This window comes from Flavobacterium segetis (assembly GCF_900129575.1).
GTDB lineage: Bacteria > Bacteroidota > Bacteroidia > Flavobacteriales > Flavobacteriaceae > Flavobacterium > Flavobacterium segetis.
On record NZ_FQWE01000002.1, the window covers coordinates 85,029 to 105,267 of the forward strand.

General features: G+C 33.3%; 14 protein-coding genes and 1 tRNA gene. 7 read left to right on the plus strand and 8 right to left on the minus strand.

What is annotated here, in order from left to right; genetic code table 11:
- Positions 1-82 precede the first annotated feature (82 nt).
- The 3 genes from infB to rimP all read right to left on the minus strand — a co-directional run bounded on the left by infB (position 83) and on the right by rimP (position 4,841).
- Positions 83-2,998, minus strand: a complete 2,916-nt coding sequence (gene infB, locus BUA99_RS02665; protein ID WP_072987927.1) for a translation initiation factor IF-2 — start codon at positions 2,996-2,998, stop codon at positions 83-85.
- A gap of 111 nt (positions 2,999-3,109) precedes the next feature.
- Positions 3,110-4,363, minus strand: coding sequence for a transcription termination factor NusA (gene nusA, locus BUA99_RS02670; protein ID WP_072987931.1), 1,254 nt, complete (start codon positions 4,361-4,363; stop codon positions 3,110-3,112).
- Between the two features lie 13 nt (positions 4,364-4,376).
- Positions 4,377-4,841, minus strand: coding sequence for a ribosome assembly cofactor RimP (rimP, locus tag BUA99_RS02675; RefSeq protein ID WP_072987934.1), 465 nt, complete (start codon positions 4,839-4,841; stop codon positions 4,377-4,379).
- Between the two features lie 178 nt (positions 4,842-5,019).
- Between rimP and BUA99_RS02680 the strand changes: the two genes are divergently transcribed.
- Positions 5,020-5,844 (plus strand): universal stress protein, encoded by an 825-nt coding sequence (locus BUA99_RS02680; protein WP_072987936.1) that lies wholly within the window; start codon positions 5,020-5,022, stop codon positions 5,842-5,844.
- Between the two features lie 82 nt (positions 5,845-5,926).
- On the opposite strand, the gene BUA99_RS02685 is transcribed toward BUA99_RS02680, so the two are convergent.
- Positions 5,927-5,997: transfer RNA gene (locus BUA99_RS02685), tRNA-Gln, on the minus strand.
- 237 nt (positions 5,998-6,234) lie between these two features.
- On the opposite strand from BUA99_RS02685, the gene BUA99_RS02690 reads away from it, so the two are divergent.
- Entirely contained in the window at positions 6,235-9,546 is a 3,312-nt protein-coding gene (locus BUA99_RS02690; protein WP_072987939.1) for a glycosyltransferase family 117 protein, read from the plus strand.
- Positions 9,547-9,673: 127 nt separating this feature from the next.
- Positions 9,674-10,315 (plus strand): polysaccharide deacetylase family protein, encoded by a 642-nt coding sequence (locus tag BUA99_RS02695; protein WP_072987941.1) that lies wholly within the window; start codon positions 9,674-9,676, stop codon positions 10,313-10,315.
- Here the strand turns inward: BUA99_RS02695 and BUA99_RS02700 are convergent, their stop codons facing one another.
- From BUA99_RS02700 to BUA99_RS02710, 3 genes are all read right to left on the minus strand, one after another.
- Positions 10,316-10,612, minus strand: a complete 297-nt coding sequence (locus BUA99_RS02700) for a thioredoxin family protein (protein WP_072987944.1) — start codon at positions 10,610-10,612, stop codon at positions 10,316-10,318.
- Between the two features lie 74 nt (positions 10,613-10,686).
- Positions 10,687-11,922 (minus strand): metallophosphoesterase, encoded by a 1,236-nt coding sequence (locus tag BUA99_RS02705; RefSeq protein WP_072987947.1) that lies wholly within the window; start codon positions 11,920-11,922, stop codon positions 10,687-10,689.
- 138 nt (positions 11,923-12,060) lie between these two features.
- A complete protein-coding gene (locus tag BUA99_RS02710; protein WP_072987950.1) occupies positions 12,061-13,563 on the minus strand; it encodes a hypothetical protein in 1,503 nt (500 codons plus the stop codon).
- A 315-nt stretch (positions 13,564-13,878) separates the two neighbouring features.
- Between BUA99_RS02710 and polA the strand changes: the two genes are divergently transcribed.
- Positions 13,879-16,716 (plus strand): DNA polymerase I, encoded by a 2,838-nt coding sequence (polA, locus tag BUA99_RS02715; RefSeq protein ID WP_072987952.1) that lies wholly within the window; start codon positions 13,879-13,881, stop codon positions 16,714-16,716.
- A 158-nt stretch (positions 16,717-16,874) separates the two neighbouring features.
- On the opposite strand, the gene BUA99_RS02720 is transcribed toward polA, so the two are convergent.
- Positions 16,875-17,900, minus strand: coding sequence for a LacI family DNA-binding transcriptional regulator (locus tag BUA99_RS02720; protein WP_072987954.1), 1,026 nt, complete (start codon positions 17,898-17,900; stop codon positions 16,875-16,877).
- A gap of 341 nt (positions 17,901-18,241) precedes the next feature.
- Here BUA99_RS02720 and rplM point away from each other — a divergent pair, with 341 nt between their 5' ends.
- The 3 genes from rplM (at position 18,242) to rpsB (ending at position 20,111) form a co-directional block, all read left to right on the plus strand.
- Positions 18,242-18,697, plus strand: a complete 456-nt coding sequence (gene rplM / locus BUA99_RS02725) for a 50S ribosomal protein L13 (RefSeq protein WP_072987957.1) — start codon at positions 18,242-18,244, stop codon at positions 18,695-18,697.
- Positions 18,697-19,083 carry a 30S ribosomal protein S9 gene (rpsI, locus tag BUA99_RS02730; RefSeq protein WP_072987959.1) on the plus strand — a complete coding sequence of 129 codons (387 nt, stop codon included), beginning with the start codon at positions 18,697-18,699 and terminating at the stop codon, positions 19,081-19,083. The genes rplM and rpsI overlap by 1 nt, the downstream gene beginning before the upstream one ends.
- A 194-nt stretch (positions 19,084-19,277) precedes the next feature.
- A complete protein-coding gene (gene rpsB / locus BUA99_RS02735) occupies positions 19,278-20,111 on the plus strand; it encodes a 30S ribosomal protein S2 (RefSeq protein ID WP_072987962.1) in 834 nt (277 codons plus the stop codon).
- Positions 20,112-20,239 lie beyond the last annotated feature (128 nt).

Below are 20,239 nucleotides of genomic sequence, written 5' to 3' on the forward strand. Positions count from 1 at the left end.
TAACCCAATAAAAAGTTAACAAAAAATATTAAAACAAAAAAAATCCCGACGAATCGGGATTTAATTAATTATCAATTAAATTTTATTTTAATTTTTTCTTAATTGCAACCTCATGATAGGATTCAATTACATCACCTTCTTCAATATCGTTATATCCTTTTACTTGAATACCACAATCATAACCTTTAGCAACATCTTTCACATCGTCTTTGAAACGCTTTAATGCTAAAAGTTCTCCTGTAAAGACAACTACACCGTCTCTAATAATACGCATTTTAGCATTTTTAACGATTTTACCATCCATAACCATTGAACCTGCGATTGATCCCACTTTAGAAATTTTAAATATCTCTCGAATTTCAGCTGTTCCAAGAATTTCCTCTTTCATTTCTGGTGCCAACATTCCTTCCATCGCATCTTTCAAGTCATCAATTGCCGCATAGATAATAGAGTAGTAACGAATATCAATTTCTTCCTTATCTGCTAACTGTCTTGCATTTCCAGCGGGGCGCACATTAAATCCAATAATGATTGCATCGGAAGCAGAAGCTAACATAACATCAGTCTCTGTAATTGCTCCAACACCTTTGTGGATAATATTAATTTGGATTTCTTCGGTCGATAATTTTGAGAACGAATCAGATAATGCTTCAACCGATCCATCAACATCTCCTTTAAGTATAATATTCAATTCTTTGAATTGACCTAAGGCGATTCTACGTCCAATTTCATCAAGTGTAATATGACGTTGTGTACGAACTGACTGCTCACGCATTAATTGAGAACGTTTAGATGCAATTTGTTTTGCTTCCTTTTCATCTTCAAAAACATTAAATTTATCTCCAGCCGTTGCTGCACCATCAAGTCCAAGTACAGAAACCGGTGTAGATGGGCCTGCAATTGTTACAATATTTCCTCTTTCATCATGCATGGCTTTTATTTTTCCATGATGTTTACCAGCTAACATATAATCCCCAACCTTTAAAGTACCATTTTGCACTAAGATAGTTGAAACGTATCCTTTACCTTTATCTAAGAATGCCTCTACTACAGTTCCTTGTGCTGACTTATTTGGATTAGATTTCAAATCTAAAAGCTCTGCTTCAAGTAAAACTTTTTCTAATAACTCTTTAACACCTGTTCCTACTTTTGCAGAAATATCATGCGATTGAATTTTTCCGCCCCAATCTTCAACAAGTAAATTCATACCTGCTAATCTTTCTTTAACTTTTTCAGGATTAGCATTCGGCTTATCGATTTTATTAATCGCAAATATGATAGGTACTCCTGCTGCTTGAGCATGGCTTATCGCTTCTTTTGTTTGTGGCATGATGTCATCATCAGCTGCAATTACAATGATAGCAATATCGGTAACTTGTGCACCACGAGCACGCATTGCTGTAAATGCTTCGTGACCTGGTGTATCTAAAAATGCAATTTTCTGGCCATTGTCTAAAGTTACTCCGTATGCACCAATATGCTGTGTAATTCCTCCAGATTCTCCTGCAATTACGTTTTCTTTACGAATATAATCCAGCAAAGATGTTTTACCATGATCGACGTGCCCCATAACAGTTACAATCGGAGCTCTAAAAACTAAATCCTCTTCTCTGTCTTCAACAACCTGAATTGCTTCCTCAATATCTACGGTAATAAATTCAACTTCGTAACCAAATTCATCAGCAACGATTGTTAATGTTTCTGCGTCAAGACGTTGATTCATCGTAACCATAATTCCAAGTGACATACAAGTACCAATAACTTTAGTAATTGGTACATCCATCATTATAGCTATTTCACCAACTGTTACAAACTCAGTAACTTTGATCGTTTTGCTTCCTTCATCAAGAGCCCTTTGTTCATCATCAGATTTCTGACGGTGGGTATCTCTTTTATCTCTTCTATATTTAGCCGCCTTAGACTTACCACCTTTACCTTGCAGTTTTTCTAGCGTTTCTCTAATTTGATTTTTAACTTCTTCTTCTGTAGGCTCTACTTTCGCAACAATTGCTGGTCTATTGCCTTTCACAAAACCAGGTCTTGCACTACGATTAGCATTAAACCCACCACCACCTACATTAGGTGTAATCTTGTTAGGATTTGGCGCACCTGGAACTCCTGGTACGGCAGGTGGTCTCGGAGCTCCTGGCTTAGGAGCAATCCTCTTACGTTTATTTTTATTGGAATTGGCTGCAGCCGAACCTGGAGCTCCTGGTTTATTAGGAGTAATCTTTGGCTCTTCTTTTTTCTTTTTAGGTTTGTTGAACTGAGACAAATCAATAACTTGACCTGTCAAAGTAGTTCCAGATAATTTCTGATACTGCGTAGTGATTGTTTCATCGATCGGTGCTTCATCTGCTTTTACAGAACCATTTACCACTTCGGCTTTTGGAGCTACCGGCGTTTCTATTACAATCTCAGTTTTCACATCTTTTATACCAGCAATTGGCTTAACCACTTTCTTTTCAGGAATGATTTTTACATCTGCAGGTGTTTCTTGTATTAGCTTTTCTACTGCAACTTTTTCGGAAGTAGCCACAACACTAATAGCGGGCTTAACTTCTTCATCCTTCACAACCGCAACTTCTTGTTTTTCAACTGTTTTTGTGCCTTGTATGACTGTAGGCTTCTTTGGATTGAGGTCAATTTTACCTACTTGAACTGGTCCTGTAATAACTGCTCGCGCTTTTATCACTTCCTGTTTTTTCAGTCGATCCTCCTCGATCTTACGTTTATCTTCAATTTCTTTTTCGCGTTCTAAACGCAAAGCCTCTTTTTCCTTTCTTTTTTCTTCTCCTACTTCTTTAGAAGCTTCCTTATTCCCTTTGTCACCAGCAAACTGACCGCACAAGACATTGTATATATCATCAGAAATTTTTGCGTTCGGGTTTGCTTCAATAGCAATTCCATTATCTTTTAGATAATCCACAGCTCTTTCTAAAGAAATATTCAATTCCCTCAAAACTTTGTTTATTCTAATAATTCTCTCTTCAGACATAAAACCTTTTTATTATTACCTTTTTTGTTATTCCTCACTTTACTTTAACTCAATACCTATTGAATTAAATTTTATTGTAAAATGGCATGTATATAGTTGAAGAATTGTTGACTAACTGTCAAATTCTTCTTTTAATATTCTCATTACATCTAAAATCGTTTCCTCTTCTAGGTCTGTTCTTCTCACTAAATCATCTACATCTTGCTTCAAAATACTTTTAGCAGTATCTAAACCAATTTTTGCAAACTCTTCAATAACCCAGTCTTCAATTTCATCTGAAAACTCAGTTAACTCAACATCATCCTCATCAGCGGTTGCACCAGCAACATCTCCTTCTCGAATGACATCTAGCTCATAACCAGTTAGCAAACCAGCTAATTTAATATTATGTCCACCACGACCAATTGCTTTTGAAACCTCTTCCAATTTCAAAAAAACTTCTGCTCTTTTCGTTTCTTCATTTATTTTAATTGAAGACACCTTAGCTGGACTTAAAGCTCTGGTAATAAACAATTGAATATTACTAGTATAATTGATAACATCAATATTTTCATTTCCTAATTCTCGAACAATACCATGAATACGCGAACCTTTCATTCCCACACATGCTCCAACAGGATCAATCCTATCATCATAAGAATCTACAGCTACTTTTGCTTTCTCACCTGGGATTCTCACGACTTTTTTAACCATAATTAAACCGTCAAAAACTTCTGGAATTTCTTGTTCAAACAACTTTTCTAAAAACTTCTCAGAAGTTCTAGACATGATAATTTGAGGTTTGTTTCCTTTTAATTCAACGCTTTCAATAATTCCTCTAACATTGTCACCTTTACGGAAAAAGTCGGAAGGAATTTGTTTCTCCTTTGGTAATATTATTTCATTACCTTCATCATCAACTAAGATAACAACTCTAGGACGGACATGATGCACTTCAGCTGTGTAAATGTCACCTACTAAATCTTTAAATTGTTTGTAAAGATTAGTATTATCGTGCTCATGAATTTTAGAAATTAAATTTTGTCGCAAAGCCAATATTGCTCTTCTTCCAAGATCAATCAATTTTACTTCTTCAGAAACTTCTTCCCCGATTTCAAAATCCGGCTCTATTTTTCTAGCGTCAGTCAAAGTTATTTCTAAGTGATCTAAATCTAAGTCGTCATCAGCAACGATTACTCTTCTTTGCCAAATCTCCATATCTCCTTTATCAGGATTTATAATGATATCGAAATTATCATCTGATCCGTATTTTTTTTTCAATGCATTTCTAAATACATCTTCTAAAATTGCCATAAGCGTTACACGATCAATAAGTTTATCATCTTTAAACTCTGAGAATGAATCGATTAATGCTAAGTTTTCCATGCGAATTCTTTAATTAAAATGTTACTGTAACAATTGCTTCTTTTATACTTCCGTAAGGTAATTTCAATTCTTTTTGAACCGTCTCTTTACCTTTTCCTATTTTTTTTGGCTCTCTTGCTTCCCACGACAAAATTACAAAATCATTATCAGCATCAACTAGTTCTGCTTCAATAATTTCTAAATCAGTTTTAACAATCAAAGTACGCCCTATATTTTTCTTATACTGCCTAATCAATTTTAATGGCGATCCCACTCCAACTGACGCCACTTCTAAACTGTAATCTTGCTCCTCTCGATCTAAATGAGCATCTAGAAAACGACTAACATCAATACAATCCTGTAAAGCAACGCCATTATCGCCGTCCAAATTTACTGTAACTTTAAAAGCATCAGTGATAATGAGGTCAATTAAAAAGATGGTTGGCTTTTCTAAAAGACAGTCAGTCAATGCCGAATTTACTTTTTCTTTAAATGTCATAATTTTTATAAAAAGAGGGGACTTAGTAGTCCCCTCATTATCTAGATTTTAATAAATAACGGTGCAAAGATAGTGTTTTTTTTCATAAACTAAAATATTCAGTTGCCGTAAAATAAATTCATACCTTTATTAAGCTAAAAATTTCAAATTTTTTAATTTCATTTAACCCTTTTTATTTATGAAACGTATTTTAGTTCCTAGTGATTTTTCTCAATATGCCGAAATTGCTCTCCAGACAGCTGCTTTAATTGCAAAAAAAAACAAAGCGGAAATATTTTTAATTCATTTACTAGAAATGCCAAGTGAAACACAGTATGAACTATCAAATGAAGTTGCTACTCCTGCACTTGTATCACTGACTGAAAAAGCTAAAAAACAACTCACAAAAATAGTTTCGCAAGATTATTTACAAGGAATCACTATCTACCATTCAGTACAAATCGAAAAAGCGTCCAGCGGAATTCTTTCCTTTTCTTCAAAAAACAAAATCGATTTCATCATAATGGGTTCTAATGGAACCTCAGGAATTGAGGAAATATTAATTGGCTCTAATGCCGAAAAAGTAGTGCGACTTTCAAATGTTCCTGTCTTAATCGTCAAAAATAATATCGACGTCTATAAATTTGACAATTTTGTTTTTGCATCTGACTTCTCGAAAGGCATAAAAAAACCATTTAAGAAAATGCTACAATTTTCAGAAATATTTGATGCGACACTTTCACTAGTAATGATATGTACGCCAAATAGTTTTAAAACTACCATTGAGGCTGAAAAAACAATGAATAAGTTTGTTAAAAAACACGATATTAGAAATTACTCGTTACATATTTTTAATGACACTAATGTCGAGAATGGCATTATTAACTTCTCCAAAAAAGAGAATGCGAACTTAATTGGAATATGTACGCACGGAAGAACGGGATTAGCTCATTTTTTTAATGGAAGCATCAGCGAAGACATCGTGAATCATAGTTCTTTACCAGTAATTACTTTTAAAATTTAATATTTCTGATTTGTAATATAGAACGTTTTCGATTTAAAAAATTTACTCCATAAAAAAACCCCTCTACTTGAGGGGTTTTCTGTTGGTCTACTAGGACTCGAACCTAGAAAGACTGCACCAAAAACAGTTGTGTTACCATTACACCATAGACCAGCATTGCTGCTAAGCGAGTGCAAATCTATAATAAATTTTAGTTTGTACAAACTTTTTTAATCATTTTTTAAAAAAATGATCGTCTTTTTTAAAATTGACATTTTAAATATTACAAAAACTATTAACAATCAAGGGTTTATTAAATTACTTTAGTTTTCGAGAAAATTTTGTTAATGACTACAACCTTAAACAAAAAAACATTTTCTTTGCAATTGATAAAAAATTAAAATTTAGTACATGGATAAAGTATCTTTCAATTTCAATAAGTGGAATACAATCATTGGTTGGTTTACATTTGGAATCGCCTTATTAACTTATACTTTGACTGTTGAACCTACCATGAGTTTTTGGGATTGTGGTGAATATATTGCTACCGCTGCAAAACTGCAAGTTGGACACCCGCCAGGAGCACCTTTATATCAAATGATTGGCGCTTTTTTCGCGATGTTTGCTGCTGATGACACTAAAATTGCTTTAATGGTGAATATGATGTCTGTATTTTCAAGCGCTTTTACAATACTATTTTTATATTGGTCATCCTCTATAATTTTACGCAAATTAGTTGTTCGGTTTGCAAATTTAGAATCCCCGAACGCAACTAATAATCAACTTACTACAAGCAACAACATTGTGATATTAGGAAGTTCATTAGTAGGTGCATTAGCATACACATTTTCTGATAGTTTTTGGTATAATGCAGTAGAAGCCGAAGTTTATGCAATGGCCTCGTTATTAATTGCACTCTTATTTTGGTTGGGATTACGCTGGGAACAAGACATGCACGAACCAAGAGGAAATAGATGGTTATTAATGATTTCATTAGTTATAGGACTTTCTTTTGGTGTTCACTTTATGGCGCTACTGACCATTCCTGCGATAGGATTTTTATACTTTTTTAAAAATTATAAAACAGTAACAATTAAAAATTTCCTTATTGCTAACATAGTAGTAATATCAATTTTATTATTTATTTTTAAACTATTACTTCCGCTGACGATGGGATTCTTTGGTCAAACTGAAGTTTTTATGGTAAACAGTCTAGGATTACCTTTTGATTCTGGGACTATATTTGTTACTATAGCATTGATTGCATTGTTTTATTTTGGACTTACTTATACCCGAAATAAAGGAATGGTGACTTACAACACCTTGATTCTATGCATCCTTTTTATTTTAATAGGATTTTCTACATGGATGATGTTACCTATACGTGCAAATGCTAATACCGTAATTAATGAAAATAAACCTTCGGATGCACGTGAAGTACTCGCTTATTATAATAGAGAGCAATATGGCGTAAATCCTTTGTTTTATGGTCCACAATATACTGAAGCTTTTGGCGGTTTAGACAAAGACAAGCCATATTTAGACAAAGCACCTAATTATGAAAGGGATTACAAAACTGGTAAATATGTAATTGTAAATAATTTCAAGAATGCCGACCAAAACACTGATGACATTCACAAGACGATTTTACCGCGAATGTGGAGCGGTGATCACATGGAAAATTATATGAATTTCACAAATCCTCCTGAATTCAAAATCAATCCTAAATATGATTACGATGAAGATTTGGCTAAATACGGTTTGGATGCCAGTCAACTAAGCGAGGAAGACTATAATAAGGCGATCGCTCAATTAAAAAGCGAAACTGAAAAAACAATAAACGAATTTAGACAAGCTTATGCTCAAAAACAAATTGACAATGAAGGCTATATTAAGTTTTTAAAAAGCTATGGAGATTACCTAATTGTAGACAAACCAACTACTATAGATAACTTAAGTTTTATGGTTGAATATCAGTTTGGATACATGTACTGGAGGTACCTGATGTGGAATTTCGTGGGTAGACAAAGCGATGATCAAGGAAGATACGATTATCTAAATGGGAACTGGATTAGCGGTATATCATTTATAGATAGTTTACATTTAGGAAGTCAAGACAACCTTCCATCAGATGTTTTGAATAATAAAGGACGTAATGTGTATTTCTTTCTTCCGTTTATTTTAGGATTAATTGGATTAATGTATCATGCTAATAAAGATTTAAAAAGTTTTTATGTGCTGCTAGCTTTATTTCTATTTACAGGAATTGCCTTGAAGATCTACTTAAATGAAAGACCATTTGAACCAAGGGAAAGAGATTATGCCTTAGTGGGCTCCTTTTATGTATTTGCAATATGGATAGGTTTTGGGGTTTACGCATTATACGAAAGTGCAAGAAAATACATCGCTCCAAGAATTGCTGGCCCTATAATTATTGTTGCTAGTTTACTTGCTGCACCTGTTCTAATGGCTTCTCAAAATTGGGATGACCATGACCGCTCTGGAAAATACACCGCTTTATCGATGGCAAAAGCCTACTTAGAATCTTGTGATGCTAATGCTATTTTGTTTACCATTGGTGACAATGATACTTTCCCGTTATGGTATGCTCAAGAAATCGAAAACATAAGAACTGACGTGAAAATTGTGAATACAAGCTTATTCATGACCGATTGGTACATTGATCAGATGAAAACGAAAACGTACGAATCAGACCCATTACCTATATCATTTACTCATGATCAATATGTAGGTGACAAATTAGATTATGTTGCTCATATACCAAAAGTTGATAGTCGTTGGGATATCAAGGATTTAATTACTTTTATAAAGAATCCAAAAGCAACTGTTCAAATGCAGAATGGACAGACGATTCATTTTTACCCAACAAATAAAATACGAATTCCTGTTGATAAAAACACAATTATCAAAAATAAGATAGTAGATCCTAAATATAATGATTCAATAGTTCCTTATATCGATGTCGATATAAAAGGAAATGCACTATATAAAAACAGATTAATGATGCTTGATATAGTTGCTAATAACAACTGGAAACGTCCTATTTATTTTAGTGGAGGTGCGTTTGATAACGAAGATTACATTTGGATGAAAGAATATCTTCAATTAGAAGGTATGGTTTATAAGTTAGTACCCGTTAGAACAAAATTACCTAAAGATGGTAGTCCCCTTGAAATGGGTCAAATAGATTCAGAAAAAATGTACACCAAAGTTATGAAATGGGATTGGGGCAATAGCGAAAGTCCTAATATCTACCATGATACTGAAACAAAAAGAAACAGTATAACTTACAGAACTAATCTTTCTCGATTGATGAATCAGTTAATTCTTGAAGGTAAAAAAGATAAAGCTAGAAACATTATTAATCTCGCAATGACTAAGATGCCACTTGAATACTTTGGATATTATTCACTCTTAGAACCTTTCGCAGACGGATATTACAAATTAAACGATAAAGTGAATGCTCAAAATCTATTAAAACAACTAATTGGTAAATACCAAGAAAATTTAAATTATTATGGCCAATTAAAAGCTTCAGAACAAAGCGGTATTGCCACCACCATAATAATCGATATTGAACGTTACAGAAGTTTACTGCAAGTAATGAAAGAGAATAACGATATGGATTTTTACAATAAAAATAAAATTACTTTTAACACTTACATTAAAATGTTTGAGCGTTTCGAGCGTGAGAAAGAGTAATTAGAGTTGAAGTAGTTTAGTTAAAAAATGAGTTAATCAGAAAACTGTTATCATTTCAGTTGCTAATTAGCTCATTTTTATTTTATAAACCAGTTTTATACGTGATTGAATCATATAAATTATTAGTATGAAACTCTATTGGATCAAGACGCATTGGATTGTCAAAAAGTTATTTCACAATTATATTTGGGATGTTTCCAATGAAAACAAAACAGTTTACCTAACCTTTGATGATGGTCCAATACCAGGAGTTACTCCTTGGGTTATAAATCAATTAGAAAAATACAATGTAAAAGCTACTTTCTTTTGCATAGGTGATAATATTTATAAACACCCCGAACTATTCGAGGAGTTAATTGCTGATGGACATTCAATAGGAAATCACACCTTTAATCATTTAGACGCATGGAAAACTCAAAAATTTGAGTACCTAGATAATATAAAAAAATGTGAAGAAATAATCTTTTTAAATTCTAAGACAGCAAACAAATCTAAAATATTCAGACCACCTTATGGCAAAATTAAAAGAAGCCAGTCAAAAGCAATACGAAATTTAGGATATAAAATAGTAATGTGGGATATTTTAAGCGCCGACTTTGATCAAAAAATTTCTAAAGAAGAGTGCCTTGCAAATGTTTTATTAAATATTGAATCAGGAAGTATAATTGTTTTTCATGACAGCATTAAAGCATTTAGGAACCTTGAATATGTGTTGCCAAGAACATTAGATTATTTGAAGAATAACAATTATAATTGCAAAGTTTTATAGCTAGAATTGCTCTTGAACGATACTAATTAAAGTATTTGCGTCTACCTCTCCTGATTGCCTCCAGATCATTAAACCTTGCTTGTAGATCATTAATGTAGGTAGACCTTTGATGCGAAGAGCATCAGCTAATTCTTTATTTTTATCAACATCTATTTTAATAACTTTTGCTTTATCACCAAGCGCAGCGGCCACATCTTTTATGACAGGATGCATAGATACTGAAGACTCGTTCCACTCTGTGTAAAAGTCTATTAAAACTGGAATCTGAGTACTTATAAGCTCTCCAAATTTTGACATACAATCAAAAATTTATTTTTTACTATTTACTAAAAGTCTTTGTTTATTGTTACAAATGTAGCATTTTTAACGTATTATGCTACATTTACTCCTTTTTTTAGTTCGATTACTGTTATTTCAGGCATAATACCTACTCTCCCTGGATAAGCATGGAAACCAAATCCTCTATTTACATAAACGTACCGACCTAAGTTTTCATATAATCCAGCCCATTGCGTATAGACATATTGCGCTAAGCTCCACTTGAAATAACCAGGTATTTCAATCCCAAATTGCATTCCATGTGTGTGACCAGATAGCGTGAGCTGGTAATGCTTAGCATCATGTTGCACTACTTTATCCCAGTGTGATGGATCATGACTCATTAATATTTTAAAATCTTCTTTTTTTAATTGTCCTGCAGCTTTATTTAAATCTCCAGCTTGTTTAAAATTGTGACCCCAGTTTTCTACGCCAACTAATGCAATTTTATCCTCACCTTTTTGAATAAAAGTATGATCATTTAATAATAATTTAAAATTAATATCACCATACAATTGCTTGATTGCTTCAAAATTTTCCTCTTTTGCTGCGGCAGTTGGCCACGTTATATATTCGCCATAGTCGTGATTGCCTAAAACTGAATATTTACCATAGTCGTGCGTTTTTATTCTATTAAAAGTTTCAATCCATGGATGCATTTCTGTTGCATGTGTATTTACAATATCACCAGTAAGCAAGATCATATCAGAATTTTGTTCATTCACTAAATCAATCGCGTAATTAATTTTATCTGGATTATCAAAGCTTCCACTGTGAATATCTGAAATTTGAGTAATAGTAAAACCATCAAAAGCATCAGGCAAATCAGGAAAAAAAATACGCTGTTTGATAACTTTATAATTATATTTTCCAACAGTTATTCCATAAATCAGCGACAAAAAGGGAATTACTGCCAACCCAAGGCCTATTTGGCTTACAAATTTCCTCCTAGCAGTAAAAAAATCAGCGTTTTTATCATCATTTATAAAGTGATTAACGATGCCGGCAACTAACCTAAAAATATCTTCGCCCATCAACACAAGCGTAATGATTAATTTGGGTACATATACCAGCAATAATAACGCCATCACAAACATTGTTTGTTGAGTTTGCCCAACACTTCTGTCAAATTGAAGCAAGGAGTAAACAATATAAATTATAAAAAGTACACTAGTAATTTGTATAGAAAATAATAGTGGCCTTGATTTTATTACGGTTTTTAAGACTTGAAAAGTGTAAAGCTCAATTATGAGAAGTGTAGAACAAAGAAATGCGATGCGAAATATCATTAGGATATAATTTTGCACAAAATAACAAAACAATTAGTCAAAATATATTTTTATTAGTTAAAATTTAACGGATGATTTATGTAAGACTATTTAAAAAATAAAAAGTCAAAAAATAAGATTTCATGTGACGATTCAATATTATTGCATAGAGACATTCACCGAACGAATAGTCATATTTTTATCATTTCCTAAAATTCTTTCAGAAAACAGTTCTATATAATCACCGCTATTCATCTGGACGTTAGCTAGAATTGGAATGTTTTGAATAAATCCAGAATTTGCATCAATGAAGGATTCTGATGAAATTATCCTTGAAACTAATAGACCAGCAGCATTAAATCGCTGAAAATAAAAAATATAGTCAGTGTTACCTGATGAACCAGAAGCTTCAAATGCAACTGAAGCAGCAATTGTAAAACTTCTGCTTTTCTTACCTAAGTACGCTAAACGATTACTTGTTGATGAGGTAGTTATTCCCATGCGATAAAGATTACTAGCAATTGTAGTTCCTGGAATTTTTACTCCCTGATTCAAACTCGGATGATTAAAAACTGGAGCCGTTAAAGTTCTATTTAAATAAATATTCCCTGAAGCTGCAGCGTCAACTTCAGTGGGAATACCTGCGCATCGAACTGACCAATTGTTATTAAAATTATAGCCTAGATAAGTTGCTGGTGTGTATCCTCTTATATATCCAGCGCTGTTAGAACCTGTAAAAACTACAGATTCCATAACTGCATCGCCGTTGATAATTGGGTTTGATGACACGTCAAAACCTATAGCTGTGCCATTAACTTCACTAAAACCGCCTTGTTTTTGAATTAAGCCAAATGTCCCCTCAATTTTTTCAAACGTTCCCGCATTATTGCCAAACCAACCCATATTGCTTAATAAAAGTTTACTTATTGTATTAAAAGTAAATCCATTCGAGTTTCCAGCGTACTGAACAATACTTAAAAAAACAAGCGAGAAATTCTCTATTGTTCCCACATTCGCGGAGTTTAAAATAATGGAATCTCTAAAAATCAAATTTTGATTTCCACCACCATTGATATTAAATACTTTTCCAGCAGTGGCAGTCAAAGTCAAAACTCTTACAGATCCTCCTGTTGTACCTACAAATAAATCTCCTGTCGCCTTGACAAGTTTATCGTCTCCGGAGTCAATTCCTATAACATAAGAATTATTTAGCTCAATGGGTAAATCCACAGCAATAGTTCCATTAATTTCATAAGCAGTTCCAGAATCTAAAAGATACTTACTACCACCACCAGCTGCTTTCTCAGCAGCCAAAACAGTTGCTAAAACATCGGTAGATTTAATTCTCTTGAATTTATTCCTTCCGCCACTAAAATCACTACTGATTCTAGTCCAATTTACTGCTGTAGTATTGTAATGAAAGAACGATTTTAAATCGGTGTCATAAACCATTAAACCATCAGCTGGAGAAACTATAGCTGTCCTTTGAACACTTGTCATTCTAGGCGTCAACATCCCTTGAGTTGTAGAAGTAACATCAAGTACAGAACTTGCATTAGGCGTTACAGTTCCTATCCCAACTTGTGAATAAATAGATGATGTAATCATTAAAAACAAGACCCCAAAAAAACAACCCTTAATTGAAAAGTAACTCTGTGTCATAACTGAAATATTGAGAATTTATAATAAAGAATGATTGCAACCAAAAAATTACTTTGTAAAAGTAAATACAATAATCGATTAAATGCTTTTAAAATCGATAAAATACATTTATTAAACATTAATGTAGCTAAAAATTTATAATAATTATAATTTAACAATCGCTTATAAAAAATTATAATCCTACAACTTTAGAATAATTCACTACCTTTTACTTCTCACCACATGGACAAATGAAATCCACTTATAAATCTTTTACTGCTATTCATAAATGTCTTTCAAGTTTTGTACTTTTGAAACCCATTCAAAATTACACTCATGACACAACAAAAACGTCTTTATCTTTTAGATGCTTATGCACTTATATTTCGCGGTTATTTTGCTTTTATCAAAAATCCCCGCATCAATTCCAAAGGGATGGATACCTCAGCAATCATGGGTTTTATGAATTCCTTGATGGACGTTATTAAGAGAGAAAGACCAGATCATTTAGCTGTAGCATTTGATAAAGGGGGAAGCCAGCTCAGAAATGATATATTTCCAGAGTATAAAGCGCACCGTGATGCCACACCTGAGGCCATAAAAATTGCTATTCCTTATATTCAAGAGCTATTAAGAGCTATGCACATCCCTATAATAGAAGTTGCAGGATTTGAAGCAGATGATTTAATTGGGACCTTAGCTAAACAAGCTGAAAAGGAAGACTTTCAAGTTTTTATGGTTACACCTGATAAAGATTTTGCACAATTAGTCTCTGAAAACATTTTTATGTATAAACCTGCTCGAATGGGTAATGGCATCGAAATTTGGGGAATTCCACAAGTACAAGAAAAATTTGAAGTTGAAAGACCTGAGCAAGTCATCGATTTTCTAGGAATGATGGGCGATGCCGCTGATAACATTCCCGGACTGCCTGGCGTAGGCGAAAAAACAGCTAAAAAATTCTTGAAAGAATATGGCTCAATGGAAAATCTATTAGCCAATACACATCAATTAAAAGGTGCTATCAAAGACAAAATTGAAGCTAATGCAGCATTAGGATTGCTATCAAAAAAACTGGCTACTATCCTACTCGATTGTCCCGTAACTTTTGACGCAACTGATTTTGAACTTTCAAAGCCTGATATTGAAAAAACAGATGAATTATTCAACGAATTAGAATTCCGCCAAATGAAAGCGCAATTCGATAAGTTGTATAATCCCTTGACTTCCGAAGGAAGTACAGAAAGCGATATAGAAACGTTAAAAAAAGTTACAGTTAAAAAATCGAATGAAGATCAATTTGATTTATTTGGTTTTTCTGATGTTGCCACTGATGAATCGCAAACAAATTCCTATTACGATACTTTAGAAACTACCGATCATAATTATCAAATAATTCAAGGCGATTTAGGAGTAAAATTATTTTTACAAAATTTAAACAATCAAGTATCTGTAAGTTTTGACACTGAAACTACAGGACTCGACGCATTAAATGCCGAACTGGTTGGGATGTCATTTGCATCCGAAAAAGGAAAAGCATTTTACGTTCCGTTTCCGGAAAATAGAGAAGAGGCTCAAATTTTAGCTGATAAATTCAAGCCATTTTTTGAAAATGATAAAATAGAAAAAATTGGCCAAAATTTAAAATACGACTTAAAAGTAATCACAAAATACGGTATTCAAATTAAAGGAAAATTATTTGACACTATGATCGCTCATTACTTAATTAATCCAGACATGCGCCATAATATGGATGTTTTAAGTGAAACCTATTTAAAGTACACCCCTAAATCCATTGAAGAATTAATAGGCAAAAAAGGTAAAAATCAAAAATCCATGCGAGATGTTTCCATAGATGAAATTAAAGAATATGCCGCTGAGGATGCTGATGTAACCATACAATTGGCCGCTATATTTAGCCCGATTTTGGATAAAGCGGATACTAAGAAACTATTTGATGAAATAGAAATTCCCTTAATACCAGTTTTAGCTGCAATGGAACTAGAAGGCATCAATCTTGATGTTGCTTTTCTAAAAGAAATGTCAGTAGAAATGGCAAAAGAAAGCGATGCTTTAGAACAAAAAATCTATGAAACTGCTGGAGTAACATTCAACTTAGCGTCTCCAAAACAATTAGGTGAAGTTTTATTTGAAAAAATGAAAATTGGTGGTGCCAAGCAAAAGAAAACTAAAACAGGTCAATATGCCACTGGTGAGGAAGTTTTATCCTTTTTAGCCAATGAAAATCCTATAGTAAAAGATATTTTAGAATGGCGCCAAATGATAAAATTGCAAAGTACTTATATTGATGCTTTACCTAATCAAGTCGACGTGTTGACCGGTCGTGTGCACACTGATTATATGCAAACAGTTGCAGCTACAGGTAGATTGAGTTCTACCAACCCTAATTTACAAAATATTCCTATACGAACAGAAAAAGGACGCTTGATACGAAAGGCGTTTATTGCTCGTGATGAAAATTACACCCTCCTTTCTGCAGATTACTCGCAGATTGAACTAAGAATTATTGCCGCTTTATCTGGTGAGGAAAATATGATTGCCGCATTTCAAAATCAGGAAGACATTCATAAAAGTACGGCTGCAAAAGTATTTAATGTCCCCTTAGAAGACGTTACTAAGGAGCAACGTAGCAATGCAAAAACGGTTAATTTCGGGATTATATACGGCGTCTCTGCTTTTGGCCTTTCTAATCAAACATCGCTTTCACGAAAAGAAAGTGCCGATTTGATCGATGCCTATTATTTGACTTATCCAAAACTGAAAGCATATATGGCTAGTCAAGTGGACTTTGCAAGAGAAAACGGTTATGTACAAACGGTTTTAGGAAGACGTCGTTATTTAAAAGATATTAATTCTGCAAATATGATGGTAAAAAGCGGCGCAGAACGAAATGCTGTAAATGCTCCTATACAAGGTTCAGCTGCTGATATTATCAAGATCGCTATGATTAATATTCATAAAAAACTCATTGAAGAGAATTGGAAATCAAAGATGCTATTGCAAGTTCATGATGAACTGGTGTTTGATGTTCACAACTCCGAATTAGAAAAAATTCAACCAATGATTAAGCACGAAATGGAAAATGCTTTTATACTGGATGTTCCGCTAGAGGTTGAAATAGGAATGGGAAGAAATTGGCTGGAAGCGCATTAAAAATAGTGGTCATTAGGCAATGAGAAGTGTTTAGCGAGAAGTGAGTAATAGCGAGAAATATGCCAATAGCATTCAAATCATCACCTAAATACGATTCTTTAAAAAATATCATCATATTGTAATCAAAAAAAATCCATCTTTACGATGGGTTTTTTTGATTACAACTTTCTTGTCGACTCTCTTTCCTTAAGTTTAGTTTTGATAACGACCGTTTCGTATGGAACATAATCTTCTTTCGATTCTAATCTATCAATTAATAGTTTAGCAGCAACTTCGCCTATCTCTATTCCGTGTTGACTCACTGTTGTCAGTCGAGGTGATAATCTTCTCGAAGCAAGAATTCCATCAGCAAAACCTATTATAGAAAGTTCCTCGGGGATCTTGTATCCTTTTTTAAGACCTATTTTTAATGCTGCCACAGAATCTGTTTCATCTAATGCAAAGATACCGTCAATTTTCATATCATCCAGAATTCCATCAATTTTACTATTCAAATCCTCTTCGGAATCAGTTCTCAAAATAATATCATTGTTTATTGCAATACCGTTTTTTTCTAATGCTTTTAAATAACCTTCTGCTCTCAATTTACCTACACTTAAATTATCAATAGAAGAGAGTAAAGCAATATTTTTGCAACCCAGATCGATTAAATGTTGTGTAGAGTTGATAGCTGAATCAAAATCATCTACTATGACTTTATCACAATCAACGCTTTCTGCTATTCTATCGAACATTACGATAGGAGTACCATCGTTAATAATACTAGAAAAATGTTCATACTCATGATTTTTCTGAGCTTCTTCAGAGACAGAAACTATAAAACCATCAATTGTTCCATTACTTAACATTTCAAGTGTATGTGCTTCTTTTTCAGCTGATTCATTAGAAATACACATGATAACATTATATCCTTTTGCATCAGCTACTTTTTCGATACCGCTGAAAACCTTAGCAAAGAACGAATTTAAAATATTAGGGATGATCACTCCAATTGTCTTTGTTTTTCTGTTTTTTAAATTTAATCCTATAACGTTCGGTTTATAATTTTTGAGTTTAGCATACTCTTTAATTTTCACTTTAGTTACCTCACTAATCTCTGGACTATCATTAAGGGCTTTTGAAACAGTTGAAACAGAAACATTAAGTTCTTTTGCGATTTGTTTTAAAGTAGCTTTAGCTTTCATAAAGAAATTTTATTGTAGTTGATAAGTGAGTTAGAAACAAAATAAGATTGTTAAAACAAATATAGGGGTGATTTATAAAAATACCTACTAAAAAACAGAATTTACACCACGATAATGAGAAAACCTTAATGAATTTAAGAAAAAGTAACGTCTTGTAAAAGTTACAATACAGAAACATCAGAACTAATTATACAAATTCTTTAATTTTTTAATAATATACATTTGATAATCAGCACTAACGGAAACTGAAAATATTCTTTTAAGCTATTTGCATTTAAAATAATTAATTGTACTTTTGCAACCCCTTTATAGGGGATGGAATGTTTAATTAAAATAATATTATGGACGCATTAAGCTACAAGACAAAATCAGCAAGCAAAGCCACCGTTACAAAAGAGTGGATTGTTGTTGATGCTGATGGGCATAACTTAGGACGTATGGCTTCAAAGATCGCAATGATCTTGAGAGGTAAGTACAAAGCAAGTTATACACCGCATGTTGACTGTGGAGATAACGTAATTGTTATCAACTCAGAAAAAATTAACCTTACAGGTAACAAAATGGACGAGAAGACTTACATTCGTCACACAGGTTATCCAGGAGGACAAAGAACTTTAACTGCTAAAGTATTGCAATCAAAAAACCCTGCATTACTAGTAGAAAAAGCAGTAAGAGGAATGTTACCTAAGAATAAATTAGGAGCTGAACTTTTCAGAAATTTAAATGTTGTTGTAGGTTCTGAGCACAAGCAAGGTGCACAAAAACCGAGAACAGTTAACCTTAACGATCTTAAGTAATGGGAGTTATTCACAAAATCGGTAGAAGAAAAACCGCTGTTGCACGTGTATATGTTTCGGAAGGAACAGGAGTAATCACTGTAAACAAAAAAGCATTCGAAACTTATTTCCCAACTGCAACTTTACAGTACAAAGTATTACAACCAATGTCTATGACAGAAAATGTAACTAACTTTGACGTTAAAGTTAACGTTTACGGAGGTGGTTCAACTGGTCAAGCAGAAGCTGTGAGAATGGCATTAGCACGTGTTATGTGTGAAGTGAACGCTGAAAACAGAGCTGTATTGAAACCACAAGGTTTATTAACGAGAGATCCAAGAATGGTTGAACGTAAGAAATTCGGTCAGAAGAAAGCTCGTAAGAGATTCCAATTCTCTAAACGTTAATATTACCTGTCTTATTCAAATAGAACCAGACATCATCAATTTATTGAAATTAAAAAACACAGTTGTTGTTGCTCTCCTATCGAGGTAGGAAATAGTTTAGCATCTAAATAAGCCGAAAGTCTTAAAGTCGAAAGTCTTAAAGTCGTATCAAAGAAGCATATTGCTAATCAACAGAACGTAAACTAGAACAAAAAATGGCAAACAAAATAGAAGTTAAAGACTTACTAGAAGCAGGTGTTCACTTTGGACACATGACTAGAAAATGGGATCCAAACATGGCTCCTTACATCTATATGGAACGAAATGGTATTCACATTATCAATCTATATAAAACTGCAGCAAAAATTGAAGAAGCAAATGACGCTTTGAAAAAAATCGCTGCATCAGGTAGAAAAATATTATTTGTTGCTACCAAAAAACAAGCAAAAGACATCGTTGCTGAAAAAGCAAAGGCTGCAAACATGCCTTACATCACTGAAAGATGGCCTGGTGGAATGCTAACTAACTTCGTAACTATTCGTAAAGCTGTTAAAAAAATGGCTACTATTGATAAAATGAAGAAAGATGGCACATTCATGACACTTTCTAAGAAAGAACGTTTGCAAGTAGATCGTCTTCGTGCTAAATTAGAGAAAAACTTAGGTTCAATCGCTGACATGTCTAGACTACCAGCTGCTTTGTTCGTAGTTGATATAAAAGCGGAACACATCGCAATAAAAGAAGCTCAAAAATTAAACATTCCAGTTTTTGCAATGGTTGATACAAACTCTGATCCACGTGAAGTAGAGTTCGTAATTCCATCAAATGATGATGCTTCTAAATCAATTGACAAAATTTTAACTTTAGTTACAGCTGCAATTGTTGAAGGGCTTTCTGATAGAGGTTCTGACAAAGAAGGTGAAGCGACTACAGAAGTTGCTGCTCCTGCTGCTGAAGCGGTTGAGGCTGCTCCTGCTGTTGAAGCTGCTCCTGTTGTTGAGGCTGCTCCTGCTGCAGAAGCTACTGCTCCAACTGCAACTAAAGAATAAAACAAATTTTAAATTCCAAATTTTAAATTCCAAATTCCATAAAGATTAATAACCACAAGTTATTAGTTTATTAAAACTGAAATTTGAGATTTAAAGGTTGGAATTTTTACTTTTATAACATTTAACAC

Excerpts from the sequence above, each read along its gene's own strand:
- BUA99_RS02700 (WP_072987944.1), bottom strand. The coding sequence starts at position 10,612 with ATGTCAAAATTTGGAGAGCTTATAAGTACTCAGATTCCAGTTTTAATA.
- rplM (WP_072987957.1), top strand. The coding sequence starts at position 18,242 with ATGGACGCATTAAGCTACAAGACAAAATCAGCAAGCAAAGCCACCGTT.
- rimP (WP_072987934.1), bottom strand. The coding sequence starts at position 4,841 with ATGACATTTAAAGAAAAAGTAAATTCGGCATTGACTGACTGTCTTTTA.
- BUA99_RS02690 (WP_072987939.1), top strand. The coding sequence starts at position 6,235 with ATGGATAAAGTATCTTTCAATTTCAATAAGTGGAATACAATCATTGGT.
- BUA99_RS02720 (WP_072987954.1), bottom strand. The coding sequence starts at position 17,900 with ATGAAAGCTAAAGCTACTTTAAAACAAATCGCAAAAGAACTTAATGTT.
- polA (WP_072987952.1), top strand. The coding sequence starts at position 13,879 with ATGACACAACAAAAACGTCTTTATCTTTTAGATGCTTATGCACTTATA.
- BUA99_RS02705 (WP_072987947.1), bottom strand. The coding sequence starts at position 11,922 with ATGATATTTCGCATCGCATTTCTTTGTTCTACACTTCTCATAATTGAG.
- rpsB (WP_072987962.1), top strand. The coding sequence starts at position 19,278 with ATGGCAAACAAAATAGAAGTTAAAGACTTACTAGAAGCAGGTGTTCAC.
- BUA99_RS02695 (WP_072987941.1), top strand. The coding sequence starts at position 9,674 with ATGAAACTCTATTGGATCAAGACGCATTGGATTGTCAAAAAGTTATTT.
- BUA99_RS02680 (WP_072987936.1), top strand. The coding sequence starts at position 5,020 with ATGAAACGTATTTTAGTTCCTAGTGATTTTTCTCAATATGCCGAAATT.
- nusA (WP_072987931.1), bottom strand. The coding sequence starts at position 4,363 with ATGGAAAACTTAGCATTAATCGATTCATTCTCAGAGTTTAAAGATGAT.
- BUA99_RS02710 (WP_072987950.1), bottom strand. The coding sequence starts at position 13,563 with ATGACACAGAGTTACTTTTCAATTAAGGGTTGTTTTTTTGGGGTCTTG.
- infB (WP_072987927.1), bottom strand. The coding sequence starts at position 2,998 with ATGTCTGAAGAGAGAATTATTAGAATAAACAAAGTTTTGAGGGAATTG.
- rpsI (WP_072987959.1), top strand. The coding sequence starts at position 18,697 with ATGGGAGTTATTCACAAAATCGGTAGAAGAAAAACCGCTGTTGCACGT.